This window comes from Rothia sp. 11254D007BW, from assembly GCF_053548195.1.
Genome location: NZ_JBPWPK010000001.1, coordinates 1,488,108 through 1,507,935 on the forward strand (window position 1 = coordinate 1,488,108; position 19,828 = coordinate 1,507,935).

Consider the following 19,828-nt stretch of genomic DNA (forward strand, 5'->3'; position numbering starts at 1 on the left):
CCCCTGGTCTAGGCCTGGGAACGGGGTGAGGTGCTAGCCCGGCGGCGGGCACGGCCAGCGGCCAAAGAATCGAGCACACCGGTCGTCACCAGGGCGCGGGTGAGAAGCCACGACACCAGACCAGCCAGCAGGGTGCCGGAAATAATGCCGCACACCGCGTAGGTGACAGCCTTGGAGCCTTCAAAGACGCCCGCGTAGTAAATAAAGAGCTCAGAAATACTCATAAAGGCACCGGCAGAAGCACCCGCTAGCAGGGCGGTGCCCAGGTTCCAGACGCGGTAGGCAAAGAGCAGGAAGACCAGCTCAGTGCCCAGACCCTGGATAATGCCGGAGATAATGATCGCAACAGAGTAGCTACTGCCCAGCAGCATAGAAATCACCGCAGCCAGCAGCTCGGTGTAGAGGGCAGCGCCGGGCTTACGGATGATATAACCGCCAAGGACGCCCGCGATCAGCCAGGTACCGCCCACCAGCGAGGCGTACTCGGGGGCCAGGGCCAAGGCGGTTTGGGCCATGTTGTAGCCGCCGTTATTCCAGGCCCAGAAGAGCACAGCGCAGGCAACAGCCAGCACAGAGGCTACTACGATATCGTTAACGCGCCATGTCAGCGCAGTTTTCTTAGACATAAGCCTTCCTTTGGTGTGGTACAGCAAAGGGGGCATGCACAGGCAGGCGACAGCCTGCCGTTCTTTTCGACTCCCTAGCGCCGGTACTAACCGGATCAGGTTCGAGGGTCTGCATGTGCACTCTCAGCGCCCCGTGTGGGCGCTCCCCTGTCGTTTCCGCCGTGGGCGGACGTTCCTTCTGAACGCCTTTGTAGTATAGGCAGGTCGGCCCGGCAAAGAAAAGATACAAACTTTTATGACAGAAGCCGCTGCCAGCTGCCCACATTTACACAGTACTGATAGTGTTAGTGCCAGTAGCTCTCTGTAGAGCCTCCATCAGCTACCGAAAGGGAACCTCATGAACCCCCTCATCAAGATCGCAGGAACCGCTGCCTCACTCGGCGGCGTTGCCCTGGCCAACAAGGTCCTGGGTGCAACCTGGACCAAGATCACCGGCAACGAGCCCCCCGCCAATAACCCCGATGACGATGAGCGCTGGCGCGATATCATCCTCTGGTCTTTGATTACCGGCCTGGTCGGCACCATCATCAAGGTCAGCATCACCCGCGCCCAGCACAAGATTGAGGCAAAGGCTGGCTCCGGCTCCCAGGCTGAGGTCTAAACCTAGCTGGCAGACCTTCGCCCAAGGCTGGTTCCCTTCTTCGCTGAAGGGGACCAGCCTTTACTTTTACCCTGACTTAACCGTTTCACGGGCCCAAAGCGAGGGGCGGGCCGATAGCATATAGCCATGACCACACCAGCACCCGGTAGCCCCGGCGCCACTGCCCCGGCATCCCGCTCCACTTTCCTAGCCTGGACCCTCTGGGACGTGGGCAACGCCAGCTTCAACGCCATCATGACGACCTTCGTCTTCACGGTGTACCTGACCAGTTCCAGCTTTGGCAGCACCGAGCACACCTCGGCCGTCCTCTCTGCCGGCCTGACCATCGCCGGTATCTGTATTGCCCTCCTCGCCCCGCTCTCGGGTCAGCGGGCAGATATCACCGGCCGCCGTGGCCTCTGGCTAAGCGTCAACAGCCTGCTCCTAGTGCTCCTGATGGCCCTGTGCTTCTTCGTAGCCCCCTCCCCCGATTACCTGCTCTGGGGTGTGGCCCTGCTGGCCCTGGGTAACCTGGTCAACGAATTTGCGGTGGTTAACTACAACGCCATTCTGCCTACTATCTCCACCCGCGATACCATCGGCAAGATGAGCGGGACCGGCTGGGCAGCCGGCTACTTCGGCGGTATCGTAGCCCTGCTTCTTGTGCTCTTAGGGTTTATCTCCCCCGGCCTGCTAGGTATTACGGAGGACGGCGCCCTCAACGTCCGCGCTGTTGCCCTCTTCTCGGCGGCCTGGGCTCTAGTTTTCTCCCTGCCCCTGATTCTCAAGGTGCGCTCCCTGCCGCAGGCGGTGCGTCCGGACGCTCCCCGTGTGGGAATCCTTGCCTCCTACAAGCAGCTTATCGCCACCATCGTCAGACTCTACCGGCAGGCCCCCACCACCCTCTACTTCCTGGTCTCGTCCGCCGTCTTCCGTGACGGGCTCAACGGTATCTTTACCTTCGGCGGCATGCTCGCGGCAGGGTCTTTTGGCTTTAGCACCAACCAGGTCATTATCTTCGCTATTTTCGGCAATATCGTGGCGGGGGCCGGGGCCATGCTGGGCGGGTTCTTCGATGACCGCTTTGGCCCTAAGCGGGTCATTATCTTCTCCCTGGTAGCCCTCATTGCAGCAGCAGTCCCCCTACTGGTCTGGCCCTCCACCACCATGTTTTGGGTCTGCGGCCTCACCCTGTGTGCCTTCGTTGGCCCTGCCCAGTCGGCGGCCCGCTCCTATCTAGGACGCCTGGTAGAAGAAGGCCAGGAAGGTGAAATCTACGGGCTCTATTCCACCACCGGCCGCGCAGCCAGCTTCTTAGCCCCGGCTCTCTTCGGCCTCTTCGTCACCCTCATGGACAGCCAAATCTGGGGCATTGTGGGTATTGTTATCGTGCTCCTTGCCGGTCTGCTTCTGATGATTCCTATTAAGGACCCTCAGGTCAGCACAGCCAGGTAGGCTACTGCCTCTCTAGGTTCGGTTATCAGGGCGTGGTGTCTCCACAGGGCTATCTGGCTGACGGGTTACCTTCAGCATTTGCCCATCAACCATGGCCCGCAGAACTGTATCGAAATCAAGGCGGACAATCTCTCCGTAGAGCTCAACCATGGCCGCGTAGATAGTGTCTGCCCGCTGGGGTGTCTCCAAGAAAGACCAGATATCCCAGCCGATAATAGAAACTCGCGAAAGCCGCCCTGAGGTCGTCAGCAAGAAGCTATCTCCGATAGCCAAGCCCTCGGTACCGGCAGCCCGCTGGTAGAGCTTTTCGCCGCTGGTACCACCGGTGACAGGTTCAGGGGCACGCAGGTACTCAAAATCTGGTGCGAGCTGCGGAATATCCAGCTGCCCTGCCAGCAGATCACGGAAGAAGGGCAGAGTCTCAGTAATCTCACTGTAGGTGAGCTTGATAGCTCCGCCCACGCGGTTCAAGAGGCCCGCCAGTTCTGCCAGCCCCTGCGGCATCTGCTGTACCCCCGACGACTGCAAAACAATCGTAAACAGGGCTTCGTCCAGGGGCAGACGTTCCCAGCTTACCGACGCTTGGCCGGTCTTATCCCGGTCAAGGATTACCAAATGCGAAAGAGTGTAGCTCTGCTCGGGAGCAGCCACCTTGAGTCCCCGATGAGCCGGGTCGTACTGGACCTTCGGTGCCTGCTCATCTTCAATCACTGAAAGAGGCTTGGGATAGGACAGAATACTCAGGTCATCGGTGCTGACCACGGCTGTTTCATCACTGAGATAAGCGAAAGATGCTCCTAGCACACTGGCTGCTGTGGTCTTACCAGTACCAGAAGCTGCGACCAAGCCTACGGCCTGCCCACTCTCGGGGTCCCCCAGCACTGCGGCGTGCAAGAGGTGCTTACTACCGGCATGGGCCTTGAGCAGGTGCATGGTCACGTGAACCGTTAGACGCTCTGCCGCGAGTGCCTCATCGGCACTATCTATGGTGGTGGTTTCAATCCCCTTGGGGTAGGCGGTCACTACCTCGGCAGCTGACCGCTGGGTCAGCACGACCAGGCGGACGTCCTCAGCATCAGCATCGGTAACTGGGTCAATAATCTGCGGGGCAAGAGACCCCCAGGCTCGCAGCGATCCCTCCCATAATCGGTCTGAAGCGTCCTCAAAAACCACCAGTACCGGAACATCGGCGGGGTGAAGCAGCAAGCCGCGCATGGGGAGCTCCTTTAGCTGGTCGGGGTGTCGGTAGGAATAAGGGTCTTATGGAAGTTCAGGTAGCTGCGCGAAGCGGTGGGGCCGCGCTGACCCTGGTAGCGGTTACCGTAGGCTCCTGAACCGTAGGGGTGCTCGGTTGCGCTCGTCAGCTGGAAGAAGCAGAGCTGGCCGACCTTAGAACCGGGCCAGAGCATAATCGGTAGGGTCGCCATATTCGATAGTTCCAGGGTCACATGGCCAGAGAAGCCGGGATCAATAAAACCAGCGGTGGAGTGGGTGAGCAAGCCCAAACGCCCCAGAGAAGACTTACCCTCAAGCCGGGCAGCAATGTTATCGGGCAGGGTCACCTTCTCATAGGTAGAACCGAGCACAAATTCACCTGGGTGCAGAATAAAGGGTTCATCGGGTGCCACCTCTACCAAGCGGGTGAGGTCTTCTTGCTTCTGCGAAGGGTCGATGTAGGGGTACTTGTGGTTGTCAAAGAGCCTGAAAAAGCGGTCAATACGTACGTCCACCGAGGCGGGCTGAATCATTGACGGGTCGTAGGGCTCTAGGGCAATTCGCCCAGCATCAATTTCTTTGCGGATGTCCTGATCAGAAAATAGCACACTTCAAAAATACCGCACTTCAACAGCACCAGGCTGATGCCCTATATACAGCGTGGCGTAGTCCACCCTCTATTCTGTGGGAAAGAGACGTACTCTTAAAATCAAAGAATCTTCCCTCACTCGCATGAAAGCAGACTATGACCCCCCTTGTGCTATGCACACTCACCATTATTGTGACGCTGGCTGTGAGCGGTTACGCCAAGGCTAAAGAGCCCTCCAGCACGGTTACCGCCATCGTTAACCTCAAGCTAGATCAGTGGCTGCCGGTGAAGCCGATTGCCCGCGTCCTGCCCTGGGCAGAGCTAGCCCTGGCAGCCGTCCTTTTCTTTGCCCCCGGCATTATCCAGGTGCTCGCGGCCCTAGCCGCCCTGCTACTCTTTATCGGTTACTGGGCCGTTATCGCCCGCGCCGTTGTGCAGGGCAACACCGCCAGCTGCAACTGTTTCGGTTCAGCATCTACAGCCCCTGTGTCGGTCTATACTCTGGTGCGCAATACTGCCCTTCTGCTGGCTGCCTGCGGCGCCCTGATCGGGGCTCTAAACACCGGTGGCTCAGCCCTCACCATGCTCCTGGCCCTGGATGCCAACGGCTGGCTCTGGGTCATTGGTGCAGCCTTGGCTTCACTGACTCTCTGGGCTATTTACCGCTCGGAGTTGGTCCCGGTTGCGGAGGAAGAGAAGGCCGCACCGGCCCTGGAGTCCCCCGTGGACGAGGAGGGCGAGTACGTCCGAACCCCCGTTCCCTTCGCCCCCCTCTACTACCCCCACGACGACCGTTCGCTCCCCGCAGGTTCGGGTGAGCAGACCAGTCTGCGTGATCTGGCCCTGCAGCAGGCCCGCGTGCTCCTCTTTGTATCCCCTGGCTGCGGCCACTGCCACAACGTGATTGCCAAGATTGATGAGTGGCAGCAGCAGCTGCCTATGCTGGGGATTCACCCGGTGGTCTCTAACGACTCTGATATCGACCGTTTTAGCTTTACCGGTGATATTCAGGTCTTTGTTGATCCCGGCTTCAAGACCCAGCGCATCTTCGGCAATGGTACCCCCAGCGCTGTGGCCCTGGGGGCGGACGGTCTGCTGGCAGGTGGCCCGGTCTTCGGCGGCGGCAAGGTCATGAGCTTCGTTGAGGACATCATCGCTGAAATCAACGCCGACTACGAGAACCATGTAGAGGCAGATTCTGACGAAGATGAGAGCGACCTAGGTGCCGACTACGAAATCGTCGCGGATAACCGCCAGTAGTTCTTGTGTTTCCTCCTAGCAGCGAGGCAAAGGCCCGGAGTTCCCTGGTTTAGGGGCTCCGGGCCTTACTGTATACCGGCGAGCGCCGCCCTACAGGATGTTGAACTGTTGCAGGGTCTCTTCCGGTAGCACAGCGGCAACCGCCAGAGCAATGAGGAAGAGCAGGGAAATGACGCCCACGGTGGTGGACTTCCAGCCCGGGTGAAGCTCGTTGAAGGTGACCAGGCCGGGGTGCTGCTTGTTCATCTGAGTCACGTTGATGACCTGGTAGACGGTGGTCTGGGGAGCGATAGCGGTGGCAATGGCGCGCAGGGTTTTAGCGTCCCAGATACGCCCGTCCAGACGGAAGATGCGCTTGCCTTTAGCGTTGACGGCCCACAGCGCCGGTACGCCCTTGTAGCGCAGGGCTGCCATGCCGGTCAGTTCTTTGCCCGCTGCCTGGCGGGGAGTGAGGCGTTCAGCGAAAACGGTCTGGGAAATCTCGGTGAGGTCGGCTGCCTGCCAGCCGAATAGGCGCCCGCTCAACACGTGGGTTTCGGTTTTGACCACAATCTGGGGGCGCAGGGTGGAGTAGATAGCAAAGAGGGCCCCCAGGACGATGAGCCCCAGAATCACCATAAAGATTGGGGTGGGGCGTTTGGCCACCATAAACCAGATGCAGGCTAGGGCCAGGACGCCGGCGGGAACGCCCGCAATGAGGCGGCGGTGGTAGGAGTTGATACGGGGGTGAAAGATCTTGGTGACGGCCCCGTACTTATCGGGTACCTGGTGAGCGTGTTCTGCCATGGCTCTACTCTATCGGCAGACCCGCCCAAACGGGGCTCAGGCGCATGTGAGCTACATTTAAAGGGTGCATTTTAGATCTTCAGTAGACCGTGTCTTGGCCTGGTGGTTGTTGGGTGTCCTTGCGGCGCTTCTCATCGCCCTTGCTTCTTTAGCCCTCATCAACCGTCTGGTGTACGGGCCCCAGGGGCAGGTCCGAGCCTACTTCGCTGCTGTGCGCGAAGGGGACGGGTCGAAGGCCCTGGGCATCTTGGGTGCCCAGGTGCCTGACGCCAGCGCCGCCATGCTCGATGGGGACGCCTTGCAGACCTCCTTCGCGGGTCTCAAGGATCTCTCCACGGGCGCGGTTACCGTGACCGACGGTGGGGAACGTGCCACCGTCACCGTCACGTACACGCTTGAGGGGCAGCCCGGCAGTACGGATTTCCACCTTCACAAGGTGGGCTCCCACTGGGGTGTTTTTGACCAGTGGCAGATTGATGCCGGTGAGTTACCGACCGTTGAAATTACCTCGAATTCGGTGGAGGCAGCCACTCTCAATAACACTAAGGTGTCGGTTGAGGGCGGCGCCCGCGAATTTGCGGTGCTCTACCCCGGCTCTTACACGGTTACCTATGAGTCAGCGCTGTACAGCGCTGGGTCGCAGACGGTTCCTGTGACGGCTCCGGGTAGTGAGCCTTCCCCTCTTGCCGTTGAGCTTACTCCTTCAGAAGCTGCGGTGACTTCGGTGCAGCAGCAGATTAAGACCTACCTCGACACCTGCGCCGCTCAGAGCTCCCTTTACCCCACTGGTTGCCCCTTTGAGTATGACTTTTCTGGCCGAGTGGACGGCGATGTCACCTGGATGGTCACAGAGTACCCCCAGCCAGAGGTGACTTTGGCCGGGGGCAAGTGGGCCCTGGGTAAGAGCAACGGTAGGGCAGAGATTTCTTTCACCGAGCTTGACCTGTATACAGGAGAGACTCAGCAGGTCACCGAGACTGTCTCCTTTTCCTTGAAAGGGTCACTCTCTGCCAGCGGGGAGAGCCTTACCTTTACCCCCGCTGGCTAGGAGCCCTTCTTAGTTAGTTCACCCCGCGCAGGTCTAGCACCAGATCAGACTCGTCTGCGGCATCCCCGGTGACGATGACGGGTAGGCCCCAGTCCTGCTGGTAGAGGTGGCAGGCTGCGTGGTCAGGAATTTCGCCGCCGGGTTCACCGTCGCAGGCAGCAGCCCGGGCAGTAATGTGCAGGACGGCCTCGGTGATCTCGGGGTTGAGCACCAGGTGACGGGTCAGGCCCTGGGAGGTGCCCGCGCCTTCAAGGATGAAGTTCTCGGGGGTAGATGAAATCTTGAGCTGGGTGGGGTCGCCCCAGCGGGTATCGAGTTTCTGACCGGTGGGGGCACTAAAGCGGGCGGTGAAGTCCAGGGTTCCACCGGTTAGCTGGGTGGATTTACGGGTGACCTGGGAGGCGCCCTCGTCCACGTGCTGCATGGCCTCGGGGATGGCAACACGCACCAGCTGGTGGGCGTTGGCTTCCACCACGATGAGGCGGGCACCGCCGTCCTCGGTCTCCTCGACCAGCAGGTCGGAAGGCTCAGCGAAGCCGCGGTCCAGGGTGCCCAGGACGCCGGTCGCCGGGTCGAAGCGGCGGATAGCGCCGTTGTAGGTGTCGGCGATGGCGATGGAGCCGTCGGGTAGCTCTACCAGGCCGAGGCAGTGCTGCATGCGGGCGTCCTCACGGGGGCCATCGACAAAGCCGAAGTCGAAGAGGCCGATGCCCACAGCGGAGCTAACGGTCGCTGCACCCCTATCAAAGGTGATGTGGCGCAGGGCGGAGGTTTCGGAGTCGGCAACCCAGATGGAGCCGTCACGGGCTTCGATAATGCCGGAGGACTGGGCGAACCAGGAGTCGGCAGCCGCGCCGTCCTTAAGACCCTCGGCACCTGTACCCGCGAAAACAGCCAGCTGGCCGGTTGCGGGGTCGAAGCTGAAGATCTGGTGGGTGCCTGCCATGGCAATCAGGAAGGCGGATGCCTCACGGGAGTAGACCAGGTCCCAGGGGGATGACAGAGCGACAGAGCGGGGATCGGCGCCCTCGGCAATGACGTTGGGGTCGGTGCGGGCGGTGTCGCCGTCGATCAGGCGCTGGGCGCCGGAGCCTGCCAGGGTGGTGACGGTTCCGTCGGCTAGGCGCAGGCCGCGTACCCGGTGGTTGACGGAGTCGGCGATCAGGACGTCCGCGCCCAGGGTTTCGCGCAATTCGGCGGGGACCAGGGCCAGGCCCTGGGGTTCGTTGAAGCGGGCGGTGGTGGCGTCGCCGTCCGCGTAGCCCTTCTCAGGGCCACCGAAGCTAGCCAGGGGGGTTTCAAGGTCACCCTCGACCTGGACGAGACGGTGGCGGGCGGTGTCGGTGACCAGGTAGGTGCCGGTGCGGCCGGCCAGGTCTTCGGGTAGGGCAAGGGCCTTGCCGGGGAAGGCAAAGGTACCCTGGGGCTTGGGGCGGGGCACGTAGGGGCCGTCGCCGCGGTGCAGGGTGCCCTTGGCTTCGTGCTCTTCAACGAGTTCGCGCACCAGGGAGGTGAGGCCCTTGACATGGCCCTCACCAGAGAGGTGGGCGACGATGTAGCCCTCGGGGTCGACGACGACCAGGGTGGGCCAGGCGCGGGCGGTGTAGGCGTTCCAGGTGTCCAGGTTGGGGTCGTCGAGCACGGGGTGGGTGATGTCGTAGCGGTCGACGGCGGCGGCGAGCGCCACCGGGTCAGCTTCGTGTTCGAACTTGGGTGAGTGCACGCCGACGGTAACGAGGACGTCTGCGAATTCTTCTTCGAGGGGGCGCAGTTCGTCGAGCACGTGCAGGCAGTTCATGCAGCAGAAGGTCCAGAAGTCGAGGATGACGATTTTTCCGCGCAGGTTTTCGAGGGAAAGCTGCTTGTCGCCGGTGTTGAGCCAGCCTCGGCCGACGAGTTCTGAGGCGCGGACTTTGGTCTGGCGTGCGGCTGCATTCTCTGCCATGGTTCTCCTTCTGTGGTGCGCGGCTCAGGCGCAGGGTTCAGTTACCCACCAGCCTAGTTGGCTGTTAGGGGCAGGGTCATTTGTTGCGCTGTGTGTAGGTGGCGGCGTCATAGAACTCAACTGTGCGTAACACTTGCGTAACGGTTAGGATTATCTGCAGCTGCCACCGGGTGCGCGGGCGGGAAGTTTTTGCGGACGCCGGTGGTTAAAGCAGGTGCGCACATGTGGGTGCGCTGTATATCAAGAAGGTATGTGTGACGCTTACACGCGAGATAAAGCAGCCGGTATCTGATACCCGTTTGGCCCGGTCTTTGCAGCCGCGGCATCTGTCGATGATTGCTATGGGCGGGGCGATTGGTGCTGGCCTTTTGGTGGCTTCATCGACGGCTATTGTGACGGCGGGTCCTGCCGTTATTGTGACCTATCTGCTGGCTGGCACTGTATTGGTGCTGGTGATGCGGATGCTGGGTGAGATGGCTGCCCGTACTCCTGAGACGGGGTCTTTTTCTGTCTATGCCCGTCGCTATATTGGCCGGTGGGCTGGGTTCTCGGTGGGCTGGTTGTACTGGTGGTTTTGGTCGGTGACGGTGGCGATTGAGGCCACGGCGGCGGCCACTATTGTGAGTGGCTGGTGGCCGGCGGCTCCTCAGTGGCTGGTGGCTCTGGTGCTGGTTCTGGCTTTTATGGGTTTGAATCTGCTGTCGGTGCGCTCTTACGGTGAGGCGGAGTTCTGGTTTTCCTCCATCAAGATTGGGGCGATTGCCGTGATTATTGTGGTGGGTCTGCTGGCTGTGCTGGGGCTGATCCCTAACTCCACGGCGTCCTTTGCTAACTACACGGCGGGGGGCGGCTTCTTTGCTCACGGTGTGGGTGCAATTTTTACCGCCCTGTTGGCGGTGATTTTTTCGATGTTTGGGGCTGAGATTGCAACGGTGGCAGCCGGTGAGTCTAGTAACCCTGCGGTTGCTGTGGCTAAGGCGGTGCGGTCGGTGATTTTCCGGGTGCTTTTCTTCTATGTGGGGTCTATTGCGGTGACTCTGCTGGTGATTCCCTGGACGATGGTGACGGCGGGTTCTTCTCCCTTTGTGACCATGTTTGAGGCCCTGGGTATTCCTTATGCCGGGTTGGCCATGAATATTGTGGTGCTCACGGCCCTGCTGTCGTGCTTGAACGCTAGTCTTTATGCTGCCTCGCGCATGGTCTTTGCCCTGGCAGAGCAGGGGGACGCCCCACTCGCCTTCTCCCGAGTTTCGACTACCCGGGCGCCCCGCAACGCTATTGTGCTCTCGTCTCTTATCGGGGTGGTGTCGGTGGCCCTCAACTATTTCATGCCCGAACAGGTTTTCTCGTTGCTGGTTAATTCCACCGGTGGGGTAGGTATTTTTGTCTGGCTGATTGTAGCTGTCTCCCACTTGCGAAGCCGCAGGTTAGACGGGGGGCAGGGCACTGTCGTCGTTAATTACCTACTGATTGTGGGCCTGCTAGCCCTGCTCATCTATATGGGTTTCACCGAAGCCCACCGCGTAGAGGTACTGATATCGGTCGCAGTTGCGGCTGTGCTGGCCACACTGGGAGCCTTCACCCACCGTCATAGCACGACTGTTTCATCACCTAGCTAAAGATGTTTGGGGGACAGGTCAGGGCTGCACAGCCCCGCTTCTGGCCAATCTAGGGGCAGCCCCCTCAGTAGCTTGTCCCCCAAGTAGTCATTCTTCAAGGGTTTTCCCAGGTAAAAGAAAGAATAAGCCTGTCTAGGGGTGGTTATATTTAAAGAGACCCCCAGGGGCGGGCAGAGATTTCCCAGCTCCGCTTAGCACCCTTCTGAAACCACCTTTACGATGTTTGGAGGCTTCTGATGACCCAGCACACTGCAGCTCCCTCGTCATCGAACCTGTTCGAGAAAATCTCTCAGATTTCCGCCCGACTAGAGCAGGTCAGCCCGCTCAGCGGTTCACTTCCCGCTGTACCCCAGCCAGGAAGTCAGCAATCCTCTGGCGGTACCCGTTTCGCAGCCCCGGCGCAGGAGGCCACCACTCCTGTTCAGCCCTGGAGCCAGGCGTCCTAACTTACCGTCTCTGAGGAAACAGACAGAAAAAACCCGGGCAAGAGCTACTTACCCGGGTTTTTCTCTGCCCTAATGAGCCTCTGAGCCTGGTCCGCCCTAGCGGCGGGCGTCCTTTTCTGCCAGCTGCGCAAACATGTCGTTATAGGCGTTGAGTTCGGCATCCCCATCGCGGTCAGCCTGGCGATCAATACGCTTTTGCACCTTCTTATCGTTCATGGACCACTGCACTGCCACCGCAACGGCAATAATCATGGTGGGTATCTCGCCGATCGCCCACATGAGCGAGCCACCTAGCTTCTGGTCATCAATGGCAGGTAGGCCCCAGGGGCGGCCCAGATTGCCGAACCAGGATGCCTGTAGCAGGGTGTCCATCTGCATAATCGAGATACCCACAAAAGCGTGATAGCCCAGGGTCGCAATGATCATAATCAGGCGCATGGGGTAGGTGGGTCGGTGGGGAATAGGATCGATGCCAATCAGTACCAGGCTAAAGATGTAGCCGGTAATCAAGAAGTGAATCAGCATAAACTCATGGCCCACGTGATAACGCAGCATGACCCCGAAGAGAGGGGTGAAATAGACAACCACAATTGACCCGGCAAAGTTCACCGCCGCAAAGATGGGGTGGGTGATGACCTTAGACCAGCCCGAGTGCACCAGACGCAAAATCCACTCACGGGGCCCGCGGGTGCCGTCCTGGCGGGGTTCAAGGGCACGTAGCAGCAGGGTAACGGGGGCACCGAGCACCAGGAAGATGGGGCAGACCATGGTCAGCAGCATGTGCTCTACCATGTGCACAGAGAAGAGCACCATGGAGTAGACGGCGAGGGCACCACAGGTGATATAGAGCAGCACCAAGAGCCCCAGGAACCAGGAGAGGACGCGGGCCAGGGGCCAGTGCCCACCGGCGCGGCGGACCTTCAGCAGAGCCCAGATGTAGGAGAAGGCGGCGAAGCTGATAAAGGCTACCCAGAACCAGTCAAAACGCCACTGGGTGAACCACTCGGCAAGGTGCGGTTCTGGCGGCATATCGTAAAGGGTAATGATACGGACGGGCTCAGCTCCGGCGTCCAGAGTTTCGGGGGCAGGGGGCGGGGTTCGGGAAAGCGAGACAGCCAGGCCGCTGGTGGCTCCCATAATCACCAGCTCGCAGGCGATGGCGTACCAGAGGCCGCGGGCTGCGCTGACCATGCCAGCCTGCATCATGGGAATCAGGCGCAGGCGGTGGATTACACCGAAGGCCCCCAGTACCAGGGTGAGCAGGAGCTTGGCCAGTACCAGCGCCCCATAGGTGGTCGTAAAAAGATCCCCCAGGCTGTTTATTCGTACCAGGGCATTGACCACGCCTGAGAGCACCACCAGCACGAACCCGAAAAGGGCCAGCACGGAATAGCGGCGCAGCACAGCCACAGCCAGGGGCACACGACGGGCGGACGCCGATGCCGCACCCCGCTGCCCCTCAGCCAGGGTGCCGGTGCCCGCGTCCTCGCCGGTAATGTCGCGGGAGATAAAAGCCAACACCATGAGCCCACCGCACCAGAGCACCACACCGAGCAGGTGCAGGCCCAGGGAGTTGACCGCACCCATGTGGTCATCGCCGCCCGATGAGTGGCCGCCCAGGGCCATAGCCACGATGCCAACCAGCGACAGGCCCAGGGTCAGCAGCAGGCCGGTGAGTGAGCGCACCGCAAAGACCAGGGTGGCTACAGTGGCAGCCACGATAATGCTGGTGGCCTCCTGCTTACCCGAATCGATGGTGGTGATGTAGCTGATGAGTTCCGAGGTGTAGTCGGCCCCGCCCGATGGCGACCGACCCGAAATATCGGCGTAGCTGAAAATGAGCACCGCGATGGCGGCGATAGTCCAGGTGATAGCGGCAGCGGAGGCCAGCGTCAGGGTCCGGGTAAAGGCCGGGTGTTCGGTGCGGTGCAGGTTCTTCTGCCGCTGGGCCGCATCGGTTGCGTGAGCCATATTGACATTGACCCGACCTCGCGCCGAATCGAGGAAGCGGGGCACTATCCCTAAGGCAAAGACAAGGGAGCCCATGGTCGCTGCCATCGAGAAGTTTTGCAGGCTCTCAGCTACCGGCAGGCCCCAGCGCACCAGGGCGCCGGCGTCCGCTAGGTCGGTACCGGCGTTTGAGCCGGTCACCAGCAGGCTCAAAACCAGAGCGACAAGGGAGGCTGCGGGGAAGGCCCATATCCAGCTGGGCTTGAGCCCGCGCTCCATCTCGTGTGCTGCCATGTCTATACCTTGATTCCTGTCGATGGTGATTTAGTTGAAGAGGCCCTCGCCCACGAAGCCACCTTCGCGAGCGCCGGCGGGTAGGGCGAAGACCGCTGAGCCGATGGGTACCGTCCAGGTGTTGAGCATATCGAGCTCGGCCAGGCGCTGCTGGATGGGGAGGAACTGCTTGACGGGGTCTGCCTGGTAGGAGCAGAAAATCAGGCCGGTAGAGCTCACTCCCCCACTGACCTGCTGGTGTTCTGAGAAGCCCGAGGCGTTCTGCACCGGCAGGTCGTAGTTGTAGCCCCGGCGCAGAATCTGCTCCACCCGGTTTTGGGCGGCGGCCCGGCGGATGTGGGCGTAGGGGGCAATGACGGTAAAGCCAAGGTCGTTCGTTGCGGAGAGGTCTGCGGGGTCGCGTTCTTCGGTGCCGGTCAGGGGGGCTCCGTTGGTGAGGTTGCGCCCTACGGCGTCCTCGCGGGCAGGGCGGTCGGCCTGGTCCCAAGTATCGAGGTTCATGTGGATACGGCGGATAACCAGGGAGGTACCGCCCTCTTCCCAGGGGGTAAGTTCCTCGTGGTTGCCCCAGACGTAGGACTCCATGGTTCCATCCCCGGTGGAAGGGTTGATGGTTCCATCGACCTGGCCGAAGAGGTTGCGCATGGTCATGCCGTCCGGCTCGCTGCCGTAGGCACGGCGGAAGCCCTCTTGCACCCAGCGCACCGAAGCGAAGCTGCGGGTGTTTTTGAGCAGGACGCGTTGGGCGTGGGCCAGGGTGAAACGGTCAGAACAGCAGATTTGGAGAAGCATATCGCCGTCGTTCCACTGCTCTTGGAGCTGGTCAATCTGTTCGAAGGCGGGCAGGGGGCGCAGCCAGGAGGGCTTCTTCTCGGGGGCTACGATATCGAAGATACGCTCGCCAAAGCCGAAGGTGATGGTGAGGTTAGCCGGTACGGTCGCGAGTTCCGGTTCTTGGTCGGTGATGGGGGCCCGCCCTGCGGTGAGGCGGGCGGCGTCGTCGGTGAGCACGGTGAGCAGGCGGCGGACGCCGTCGCGGTCGAGTTCCGTGTTGAGGGTCAGGGCTATAAAGACGCCGTAGCTGGGGGCGGGGGTGTCGATGCCCGCCTGGCGGGGGCCGTAGAAGGGGACGACGGCTTCTTGCAGGGGCGGGCTGGGAGGCTCTTGCTCCCCCTCTTTGTTCATAGCTGTTGCAGCATATTGGCCTGCCAGAGTGGCAGCTACGCCGGTACCCAGGCCCAGGGCGCCAGCAAGAGCTACGCGCCGGTTGGTCCCGCGGGGGTGGGCAGCTTGTTCTTGGTCGCCCGGCTTGTCTTCTAGCTTGGAGCCAGTTTCTGCACCGCTCAGGGCCCGGTTGAGGTCTTCGTCAAATGAGCTAGTCATGGTGTTCCTTGGGTGGCCTGCACCGTCGTCCGCCTCTCACACAGGGCGGACGGCGGCGCAGGCCGCTTGCTACCTACCGGCAGCTAGGGGTGGGTGAGGTAGCTGGTGCCTTAGTTGCACTGGGGCAGCACAGCGGCGGCTGATTCGCTGGCGCTGGCGTGGTCTGAGTGCATGGAGTGGTCGGTGGATTCGCTCGCTGCTGCATCAGCTGCGGTACTCGCGGCGTCACCGGGGGCGTATTCTTCCTGGGCACCGGCGTAGTCGCGCACGGTAGCTTCAAAGCTGACCTCGCCCGCTGAGGTCTGCAGGGTGATGATGTCACTGGTACCTGCGGCGAGGGCACAGTTCATACCCATGAGCATGATGTGGTCCCCGCCGGGGGCCAGTTCGAGGGTGGCACCGGGCTCGATGGTGAAGCCACCTTCTACGGCCTTCATGGTGCTGGTTCCGCTCGTCGGGTCGATGACGGTGGTGTGTAGCTCGACCATGCTGGCGGAGGTGTTGCTGGCACCCTCGATGGTGATGGGGGTGTCCCCGGTGTTGGTGAGGGTGGCAAAGGCTGCGGTCATATCGCCGCTGTTGGCCTTGATCCAGGCTTCGTCGACGGTCAGCGGGGCACTGCCCTCGCTGGCGGAGGCGCTAGCGGCAGCGCCGGTGCTCGCGCTTGCGGTGCTGGTTGCTGAGGTATCGGCGCTGCTGCATCCGGTCAGAACCAGCAGGGCGATAGCGGGCAGGGTAAGGGCAGGTAAAAATTTCTGTGATGACATGGTGCTTCTTCTTCGAATGCGAGAGGTGGACGGCTTACTTGCGCTTGGTCTTGGCCAGCACGACAACGAGGGCTGAGCCCAGGGCTGCTACTGCCACAAGGGCCAGCACAACCTTGAGGGGGGTTGAAAGTCCCTCTGATGCCTGGCTTACAGGGTCACTAGCTGCCGGGGTGCTAGTGCCGGTGTTTTCTGCTGAGGGTTCAGCCGCTCCGGTGGTTGCAGCCTGGGTAGTAGCGCTCGTTGCGCTGCCGCCCTGCCCTACGGTGTAGGTGAAGGTTCCCTGGATGGGGTGGCCGTCTGATGAGACAACCCGCCAGGTGACGGTGTAGGTGTCATCGGCAGCTGCGGTGGCCAGGTCCTGGGTGACCACGGTGCCGTCCACTTCGGGGTCTCCATCGGTGACGCTTTCACCGGCGGCGTTGGTGACGCGCACCTGGTTGGCCCCGTCCACGTCCATGATGTCGCCGCTATAGGTGAGTTCTAGGCTGGCGGGCGCTTCGGTGAGGGTTGCCCCGTCAGTGGGGTTGGTGGAGACCAGTTCATCGTGGGCAGTAGCCGGGTTCATGCCGAGCAGGCTAGCTGCGGCGAGGGCCGCTGTGGCCATCAGGGTACGGGTTGTGGGTGAGGCTGTACGAGCCTTAAACATAGGAGTGTCCTTGCTTGTCGAAAAGTGAATGGTGTTTCGGAGTTAGGCAAGGACGGGCGGGCCGCGGGGGGCGCGGCAGGTTCTGGCGAGCAGGCTGACCAGGTGGGCGGCGGTAGCGGCGACCGCCAGGACGGGGGCTTCTAGGAGCGGACGCACCCGCGCAGGTTCTAGACGGGCCCGCACATAACCCAGCAGGGCGCGGAGGGCCAGAAGTAGATGCTCCCCGTAGGCGAGCAGGGCAAAGGTAATAGCTGCCGCCAGGGTATGCCCGGCCCACATAGCGGGCCCGGCGTGGGTCAGAGGTTCAAGACCCACAGCGCCCGGAAGCAGCTCAACGCCGTGGTGATGATGTCCTACGGCAGCCGGAGCTAGGGGCTGGCCGTGGCTGTAGAGGGCGTGCAGAATACCCTGACCTGCCAGGACGCCGAGGGCCAGGCTGGTGCGGGGTAGTTTGAGTCTCGTCACGCCGAGGGTTAGCAGGGCTGCTAGGGATGTTGCAAGGGCCAGGACGAGCGGGTGGGGCAGGTGCCCACCGGCTAGCAGGTGGGAGGTGGCGCCTAGGCCGGTGGCGCTGCTGGCGATAAGCCAGGAGCGGGCTACCTGGTGCCCTCGGCGCATGGTTCCTCCCCTGCAGGTGTGTGCTGGTTGTATCTTGCCTGCCTATTATCTCACAGCCGGGCTGCTTTGGCTCTGCGGGTATAGCAAAAGGGCCACCCCATAAGCGGGGTGACCCTTTTAAAGTCTGTTCAAGAATTTACTTCTTGGTGGAGACTGCTGCCTTCAGCTTTGAACCTGCGGTCAGCTTAACACCGTGACCTGCGGGAATCTGAATGGTTTCGCCGGTCTGCGGGTTGCGACCGGTACGAGCTGCACGGTCAGTGCGCTCAATTGCCATCCAGCCGGGGATGGTGATCTTCTCGCCCTGTGCAACAGATGCTTCGAAGACCTGGAACAGTGCGTCGAGCACACCGTTCACTGCTGCCTGGCTGGTGCCGGCCTTCTCTGCAACCTCTGCAACGAGTTCGCTACGGTTCTTAGCCATTGAATGCTCCTCCTGAGACTTTCAAAAAGTGAGTGGCTGGGTTAGCCCTGTCCACAAGGCTAACCGTATCAGCTACAGATTACCAGCTTGACTTGGTAACACCGGGCAGCTCGCCACGGTGTGCCATCTCGCGGAAGCGCACGCGGGAGATACCAAACTTCTGGAAGGTACCGCGGGGGCGGCCGTCGATCTGGTCGCGGTTGCGAACGCGAACGGGTGAAGCGTTGCGGGGCAGCTTCTGCAGGCCTACGCGGGCTGCTTCGCGCTCTTCGGGGGTTGCGTTTTCGTCAACCAGGGTCTTCTTCAGTTCCAGGCGCTTTTCAGCGTAGCGTGCAACGATGACCTTGCGCTGCTCGTTGCGAGCAATCTTGGACTTCTTCGCCATTGTTTAGCGCTCCTCTCGGAAGTCAACGTGCTTGCGGACAACGGGATCGTACTTCTTGAGAACCATACGATCGGGGTTGTTGCGGCGGTTCTTACGGGTAACGTAAGTGAAGCCGGTGCCCGCAGTGGACTTAAGTTTGATGATAGGACGTACGTCCTTAGCCTTTGATGCCATGTTTAGATCTTCTCTCCGCGTGCAAGGATGTCAGCAACTACTGCGTCGATACCACGTGCGTCGATAACCTTGATGCCCTTTGCAGAGACGTTCAGGGTTACGTTGCGACGAAGTGAGGGTACGTAGTACTTCTTCTTCTGTACGTTCGGATCGAAACGACGCTTGTTGCGGCGATGCGAGTGCGAAATGCTGTGTCCAAAGCCGGGAACAGCTCCGGTCACCTGGCAGACAGCTGCCATAGTTTTCTCCTCCAAATGTTGACGAAATGACGGTACGCAGTTGGCGTTCGCCAGTTTTCTGGCGATCAGCAATGGGCGTCCCGTCACCTATAGGTAGAGCACCGGGTTATTCTCCAAGGCTAGAGTGTTTGAGACTCCGCATCGGGTGAGAGGCCGATGGGAATCCCCGCCGCGGGAAAAACGGTGAAGCTTAGGTGTACGAGAGGTGTTGCCACCACTACGAACAGCCTTAAAGTCTAGGTAATTACGGGATACCACGCAACCTATGAGGCCAATAAAAAGCTTGCGTCAGCCGGTGCTGGTGCTACCTGCTCCGGTGTGCGCAAGCTGCTTTTCATAGACTCATTGGTGCGTTTGAACCTCTATCAATTCTACCGGGCTTTTAACTTTTCGCAAGTCATCTCAGGCTTTAATCCGCGGTTTTCCGCCCCTGCCACGCAAACCTAGGCACCGGCGTCCGCCCCTGCCAACCGGGTAAATTACACGCGTGTAATCTTAAGTGTGATGTTAACAGCTTAAGTCTTTTAATCCCGGCACCCACCTGTTAAAGGGCGGAGTCAGCTTCTTCCGGCAGCACATCAAAGCGGGTCCAGGTGGGGTACTTGGGGCTGATATTGTCTCCGGAGCTGGTGCCGCGCAGGCGGCGGCCGATCCAGGGGACCACAAATTCCCGGGCCCATTTAGCGTTATCTAGGGCCTCTTGCACCCGGGTTTTGTGCAGGGGCGCGGGGATGACGGGGTCGCCGATACGAATGTTCTCAGCGCTCAGGGTTTCCAGCACCCGGCGGGCGGTCAGGGTATGGCCAGCGGCGTTCATGTGCAGGCGGTCGGGGGCCCAGTAGCGCAGGTCTAAAAGCTCGTGCATACGCCAGTAGTCCACGATGGTGACGCCGCGGTCGTCCGCTACCTCGCGCAGCAGCTCGTTGAAGAGGGCAACCCGGGCGCGGTTACCGCTGAAGAAGCCCTTGGGGCCGGGGTCAAAACCGGTCATGGTAAAGACTTCAATACCCTCATCACGCAGGGTCTTAAAGGCCGCGTCATAGCGCACCATCAGGGCGTCAACGTCAAAGCCCGGGCGCAGGGAGTCGTTGCCGCCGCCCACGAGGGATACCAGGTTGGGTTTGAGTTCCAGGGCAGGTTCTAGCTGCTCTTCGATGATGGGCACGAGCAGGCGCCCGCGGATCGCCAGGTTGGCGTACTGGGCTTGCGGGTCTGCCAGCATGAACTGCTCGGCCACCCTGTCGGTCCAGCCGCGCACCCCGTTGGGGCGGTCGGGGGCGTCGTCCCCCACCCCTTCGCTGAAGGAATCTCCCAGGGCGACGTAACGGATAGATTCGTCTTTTCCGAGAATCGACATCATGTGGACTAGGCCTTTCTCT

At 60.9% G+C, this 19,828-nt stretch carries 21 protein-coding genes and 1 riboswitch; of the genes, 6 read left to right on the plus strand and 15 right to left on the minus strand.

Features of this window, described 5'->3' with window-relative positions; translation table 11 throughout:
- Nucleotides 1-8: 8 nt before the first annotated feature.
- A complete protein-coding gene (locus ACEE43_RS06665; protein ID WP_449108033.1) occupies nucleotides 9-626 on the minus strand; it encodes an ECF transporter S component in 618 nt (205 codons plus the stop codon).
- 54 nt (nucleotides 627-680) lie between these two features.
- Nucleotides 681-785, minus strand: a riboswitch (TPP riboswitch).
- Between the two features lie 178 nt (nucleotides 786-963).
- On the opposite strand from ACEE43_RS06665, the gene ACEE43_RS06670 reads away from it, so the two are divergent.
- Together ACEE43_RS06670 and ACEE43_RS06675 are read left to right on the plus strand one after the other, a co-directional pair.
- Nucleotides 964-1,227 (plus strand): DUF4235 domain-containing protein, encoded by a 264-nt coding sequence (locus tag ACEE43_RS06670; RefSeq protein WP_449108032.1) that lies wholly within the window; start codon nucleotides 964-966, stop codon nucleotides 1,225-1,227.
- Nucleotides 1,228-1,353: 126 nt separating this feature from the next.
- Entirely contained in the window at nucleotides 1,354-2,661 is a 1,308-nt protein-coding gene (locus ACEE43_RS06675) for an MFS transporter (protein WP_449108031.1), read from the plus strand.
- A 12-nt stretch (nucleotides 2,662-2,673) separates the two neighbouring features.
- Here the strand turns inward: ACEE43_RS06675 and ACEE43_RS06680 are convergent, their stop codons facing one another.
- Both ACEE43_RS06680 and dcd read right to left on the minus strand, forming a co-directional pair.
- On the minus strand, nucleotides 2,674-3,876 hold the full coding sequence (locus ACEE43_RS06680; RefSeq protein ID WP_449108030.1) for a hypothetical protein: 1,203 nt from the start codon (nucleotides 3,874-3,876) through the stop codon (nucleotides 2,674-2,676).
- Between the two features lie 11 nt (nucleotides 3,877-3,887).
- The gene (gene dcd / locus ACEE43_RS06685) at nucleotides 3,888-4,484 is read right to left on the minus strand and encodes a dCTP deaminase (RefSeq protein ID WP_237212115.1); all 597 of its coding nucleotides are present in this window, start codon (nucleotides 4,482-4,484) and stop codon (nucleotides 3,888-3,890) included.
- Between the two features lie 137 nt (nucleotides 4,485-4,621).
- Here dcd and ACEE43_RS06690 point away from each other — a divergent pair, with 137 nt between their 5' ends.
- Nucleotides 4,622-5,725 (plus strand): MauE/DoxX family redox-associated membrane protein, encoded by a 1,104-nt coding sequence (locus ACEE43_RS06690; RefSeq protein ID WP_449108029.1) that lies wholly within the window; start codon nucleotides 4,622-4,624, stop codon nucleotides 5,723-5,725.
- Nucleotides 5,726-5,815: 90 nt separating this feature from the next.
- On the opposite strand, the gene ACEE43_RS06695 is transcribed toward ACEE43_RS06690, so the two are convergent.
- Nucleotides 5,816-6,511 carry a hypothetical protein gene (locus ACEE43_RS06695; protein WP_449108028.1) on the minus strand — a complete coding sequence of 232 codons (696 nt, stop codon included), beginning with the start codon at nucleotides 6,509-6,511 and terminating at the stop codon, nucleotides 5,816-5,818.
- A gap of 94 nt (nucleotides 6,512-6,605) precedes the next feature.
- Here ACEE43_RS06695 and ACEE43_RS06700 point away from each other — a divergent pair, with 94 nt between their 5' ends.
- The gene (locus ACEE43_RS06700; protein WP_449108027.1) at nucleotides 6,606-7,559 is read left to right on the plus strand and encodes a hypothetical protein; all 954 of its coding nucleotides are present in this window, start codon (nucleotides 6,606-6,608) and stop codon (nucleotides 7,557-7,559) included.
- A 13-nt stretch (nucleotides 7,560-7,572) separates the two neighbouring features.
- On the opposite strand, the gene ACEE43_RS06705 is transcribed toward ACEE43_RS06700, so the two are convergent.
- Nucleotides 7,573-9,504 (minus strand): NHL domain-containing thioredoxin family protein, encoded by a 1,932-nt coding sequence (locus ACEE43_RS06705; RefSeq protein ID WP_449108026.1) that lies wholly within the window; start codon nucleotides 9,502-9,504, stop codon nucleotides 7,573-7,575.
- Between the two features lie 254 nt (nucleotides 9,505-9,758).
- Between ACEE43_RS06705 and ACEE43_RS06710 the strand changes: the two genes are divergently transcribed.
- Nucleotides 9,759-11,123: an amino acid permease gene (locus ACEE43_RS06710; RefSeq protein WP_449108025.1), complete on the plus strand. Its 1,365-nt coding sequence runs from the start codon at nucleotides 9,759-9,761 to the stop codon at nucleotides 11,121-11,123.
- A gap of 236 nt (nucleotides 11,124-11,359) precedes the next feature.
- Entirely contained in the window at nucleotides 11,360-11,569 is a 210-nt protein-coding gene (locus ACEE43_RS06715; protein ID WP_237207512.1) for a hypothetical protein, read from the plus strand.
- 96 nt (nucleotides 11,570-11,665) lie between these two features.
- Here ACEE43_RS06715 and ACEE43_RS06720 read toward each other — a convergent pair whose 3' ends face one another.
- The 10 genes from ACEE43_RS06720 to ACEE43_RS06765 form a co-directional block, all read right to left on the minus strand.
- On the minus strand, nucleotides 11,666-13,813 hold the full coding sequence (locus ACEE43_RS06720; RefSeq protein WP_449108024.1) for a cytochrome c oxidase assembly protein: 2,148 nt from the start codon (nucleotides 13,811-13,813) through the stop codon (nucleotides 11,666-11,668).
- A gap of 30 nt (nucleotides 13,814-13,843) precedes the next feature.
- Nucleotides 13,844-15,196 (minus strand): Dyp-type peroxidase, encoded by a 1,353-nt coding sequence (locus ACEE43_RS06725; RefSeq protein ID WP_449108023.1) that lies wholly within the window; start codon nucleotides 15,194-15,196, stop codon nucleotides 13,844-13,846.
- A gap of 110 nt (nucleotides 15,197-15,306) precedes the next feature.
- Nucleotides 15,307-15,963, minus strand: coding sequence for a copper chaperone PCu(A)C (locus ACEE43_RS06730; RefSeq protein ID WP_449108022.1), 657 nt, complete (start codon nucleotides 15,961-15,963; stop codon nucleotides 15,307-15,309).
- Nucleotides 15,964-15,997: 34 nt separating this feature from the next.
- Nucleotides 15,998-16,609 (minus strand): copper resistance CopC family protein, encoded by a 612-nt coding sequence (locus tag ACEE43_RS06735; protein WP_237197083.1) that lies wholly within the window; start codon nucleotides 16,607-16,609, stop codon nucleotides 15,998-16,000.
- A 42-nt stretch (nucleotides 16,610-16,651) separates the two neighbouring features.
- The gene (locus ACEE43_RS06740; RefSeq protein ID WP_237199891.1) at nucleotides 16,652-17,227 is read right to left on the minus strand and encodes a hypothetical protein; all 576 of its coding nucleotides are present in this window, start codon (nucleotides 17,225-17,227) and stop codon (nucleotides 16,652-16,654) included.
- 136 nt (nucleotides 17,228-17,363) lie between these two features.
- Nucleotides 17,364-17,651 (minus strand): HU family DNA-binding protein, encoded by a 288-nt coding sequence (locus ACEE43_RS06745; RefSeq protein WP_237197087.1) that lies wholly within the window; start codon nucleotides 17,649-17,651, stop codon nucleotides 17,364-17,366.
- 79 nt (nucleotides 17,652-17,730) lie between these two features.
- Nucleotides 17,731-18,036, minus strand: coding sequence for a 30S ribosomal protein S14 (gene rpsN, locus ACEE43_RS06750; RefSeq protein ID WP_237187198.1), 306 nt, complete (start codon nucleotides 18,034-18,036; stop codon nucleotides 17,731-17,733).
- A gap of 3 nt (nucleotides 18,037-18,039) precedes the next feature.
- The gene (rpmG, locus tag ACEE43_RS06755) at nucleotides 18,040-18,210 is read right to left on the minus strand and encodes a 50S ribosomal protein L33 (protein ID WP_185173514.1); all 171 of its coding nucleotides are present in this window, start codon (nucleotides 18,208-18,210) and stop codon (nucleotides 18,040-18,042) included.
- A 2-nt stretch (nucleotides 18,211-18,212) separates the two neighbouring features.
- The gene (rpmB, locus tag ACEE43_RS06760) at nucleotides 18,213-18,449 is read right to left on the minus strand and encodes a 50S ribosomal protein L28 (RefSeq protein ID WP_083090534.1); all 237 of its coding nucleotides are present in this window, start codon (nucleotides 18,447-18,449) and stop codon (nucleotides 18,213-18,215) included.
- Nucleotides 18,450-18,993: 544 nt separating this feature from the next.
- Complete coding sequence (locus ACEE43_RS06765) at nucleotides 18,994-19,809, minus strand: SGNH/GDSL hydrolase family protein (RefSeq protein WP_449108021.1); 816 nt, start codon at nucleotides 19,807-19,809, stop codon at nucleotides 18,994-18,996.
- Nucleotides 19,810-19,828 lie beyond the last annotated feature (19 nt).

Excerpts from the sequence above, each read along its gene's own strand:
- ACEE43_RS06665 (WP_449108033.1), bottom strand. The coding sequence starts at position 626 with ATGTCTAAGAAAACTGCGCTGACATGGCGCGTTAACGATATCGTAGTA.
- ACEE43_RS06670 (WP_449108032.1), top strand. The coding sequence starts at position 964 with ATGAACCCCCTCATCAAGATCGCAGGAACCGCTGCCTCACTCGGCGGC.
- ACEE43_RS06675 (WP_449108031.1), top strand. The coding sequence starts at position 1,354 with ATGACCACACCAGCACCCGGTAGCCCCGGCGCCACTGCCCCGGCATCC.
- ACEE43_RS06680 (WP_449108030.1), bottom strand. The coding sequence starts at position 3,876 with ATGCGCGGCTTGCTGCTTCACCCCGCCGATGTTCCGGTACTGGTGGTT.
- ACEE43_RS06690 (WP_449108029.1), top strand. The coding sequence starts at position 4,622 with ATGACCCCCCTTGTGCTATGCACACTCACCATTATTGTGACGCTGGCT.
- ACEE43_RS06695 (WP_449108028.1), bottom strand. The coding sequence starts at position 6,511 with ATGGCAGAACACGCTCACCAGGTACCCGATAAGTACGGGGCCGTCACC.
- ACEE43_RS06705 (WP_449108026.1), bottom strand. The coding sequence starts at position 9,504 with ATGGCAGAGAATGCAGCCGCACGCCAGACCAAAGTCCGCGCCTCAGAA.
- ACEE43_RS06715 (WP_237207512.1), top strand. The coding sequence starts at position 11,360 with ATGACCCAGCACACTGCAGCTCCCTCGTCATCGAACCTGTTCGAGAAA.
- ACEE43_RS06720 (WP_449108024.1), bottom strand. The coding sequence starts at position 13,813 with ATGGCAGCACACGAGATGGAGCGCGGGCTCAAGCCCAGCTGGATATGG.
- ACEE43_RS06725 (WP_449108023.1), bottom strand. The coding sequence starts at position 15,196 with ATGACTAGCTCATTTGACGAAGACCTCAACCGGGCCCTGAGCGGTGCA.
- ACEE43_RS06730 (WP_449108022.1), bottom strand. The coding sequence starts at position 15,963 with ATGTCATCACAGAAATTTTTACCTGCCCTTACCCTGCCCGCTATCGCC.
- ACEE43_RS06735 (WP_237197083.1), bottom strand. The coding sequence starts at position 16,609 with ATGTTTAAGGCTCGTACAGCCTCACCCACAACCCGTACCCTGATGGCC.
- ACEE43_RS06740 (WP_237199891.1), bottom strand. The coding sequence starts at position 17,227 with ATGCGCCGAGGGCACCAGGTAGCCCGCTCCTGGCTTATCGCCAGCAGC.
- ACEE43_RS06745 (WP_237197087.1), bottom strand. The coding sequence starts at position 17,651 with ATGGCTAAGAACCGTAGCGAACTCGTTGCAGAGGTTGCAGAGAAGGCC.
- rpsN (WP_237187198.1), bottom strand. The coding sequence starts at position 18,036 with ATGGCGAAGAAGTCCAAGATTGCTCGCAACGAGCAGCGCAAGGTCATC.
- rpmG (WP_185173514.1), bottom strand. The coding sequence starts at position 18,210 with ATGGCATCAAAGGCTAAGGACGTACGTCCTATCATCAAACTTAAGTCC.
- rpmB (WP_083090534.1), bottom strand. The coding sequence starts at position 18,449 with ATGGCAGCTGTCTGCCAGGTGACCGGAGCTGTTCCCGGCTTTGGACAC.
- ACEE43_RS06765 (WP_449108021.1), bottom strand. The coding sequence starts at position 19,809 with ATGATGTCGATTCTCGGAAAAGACGAATCTATCCGTTACGTCGCCCTG.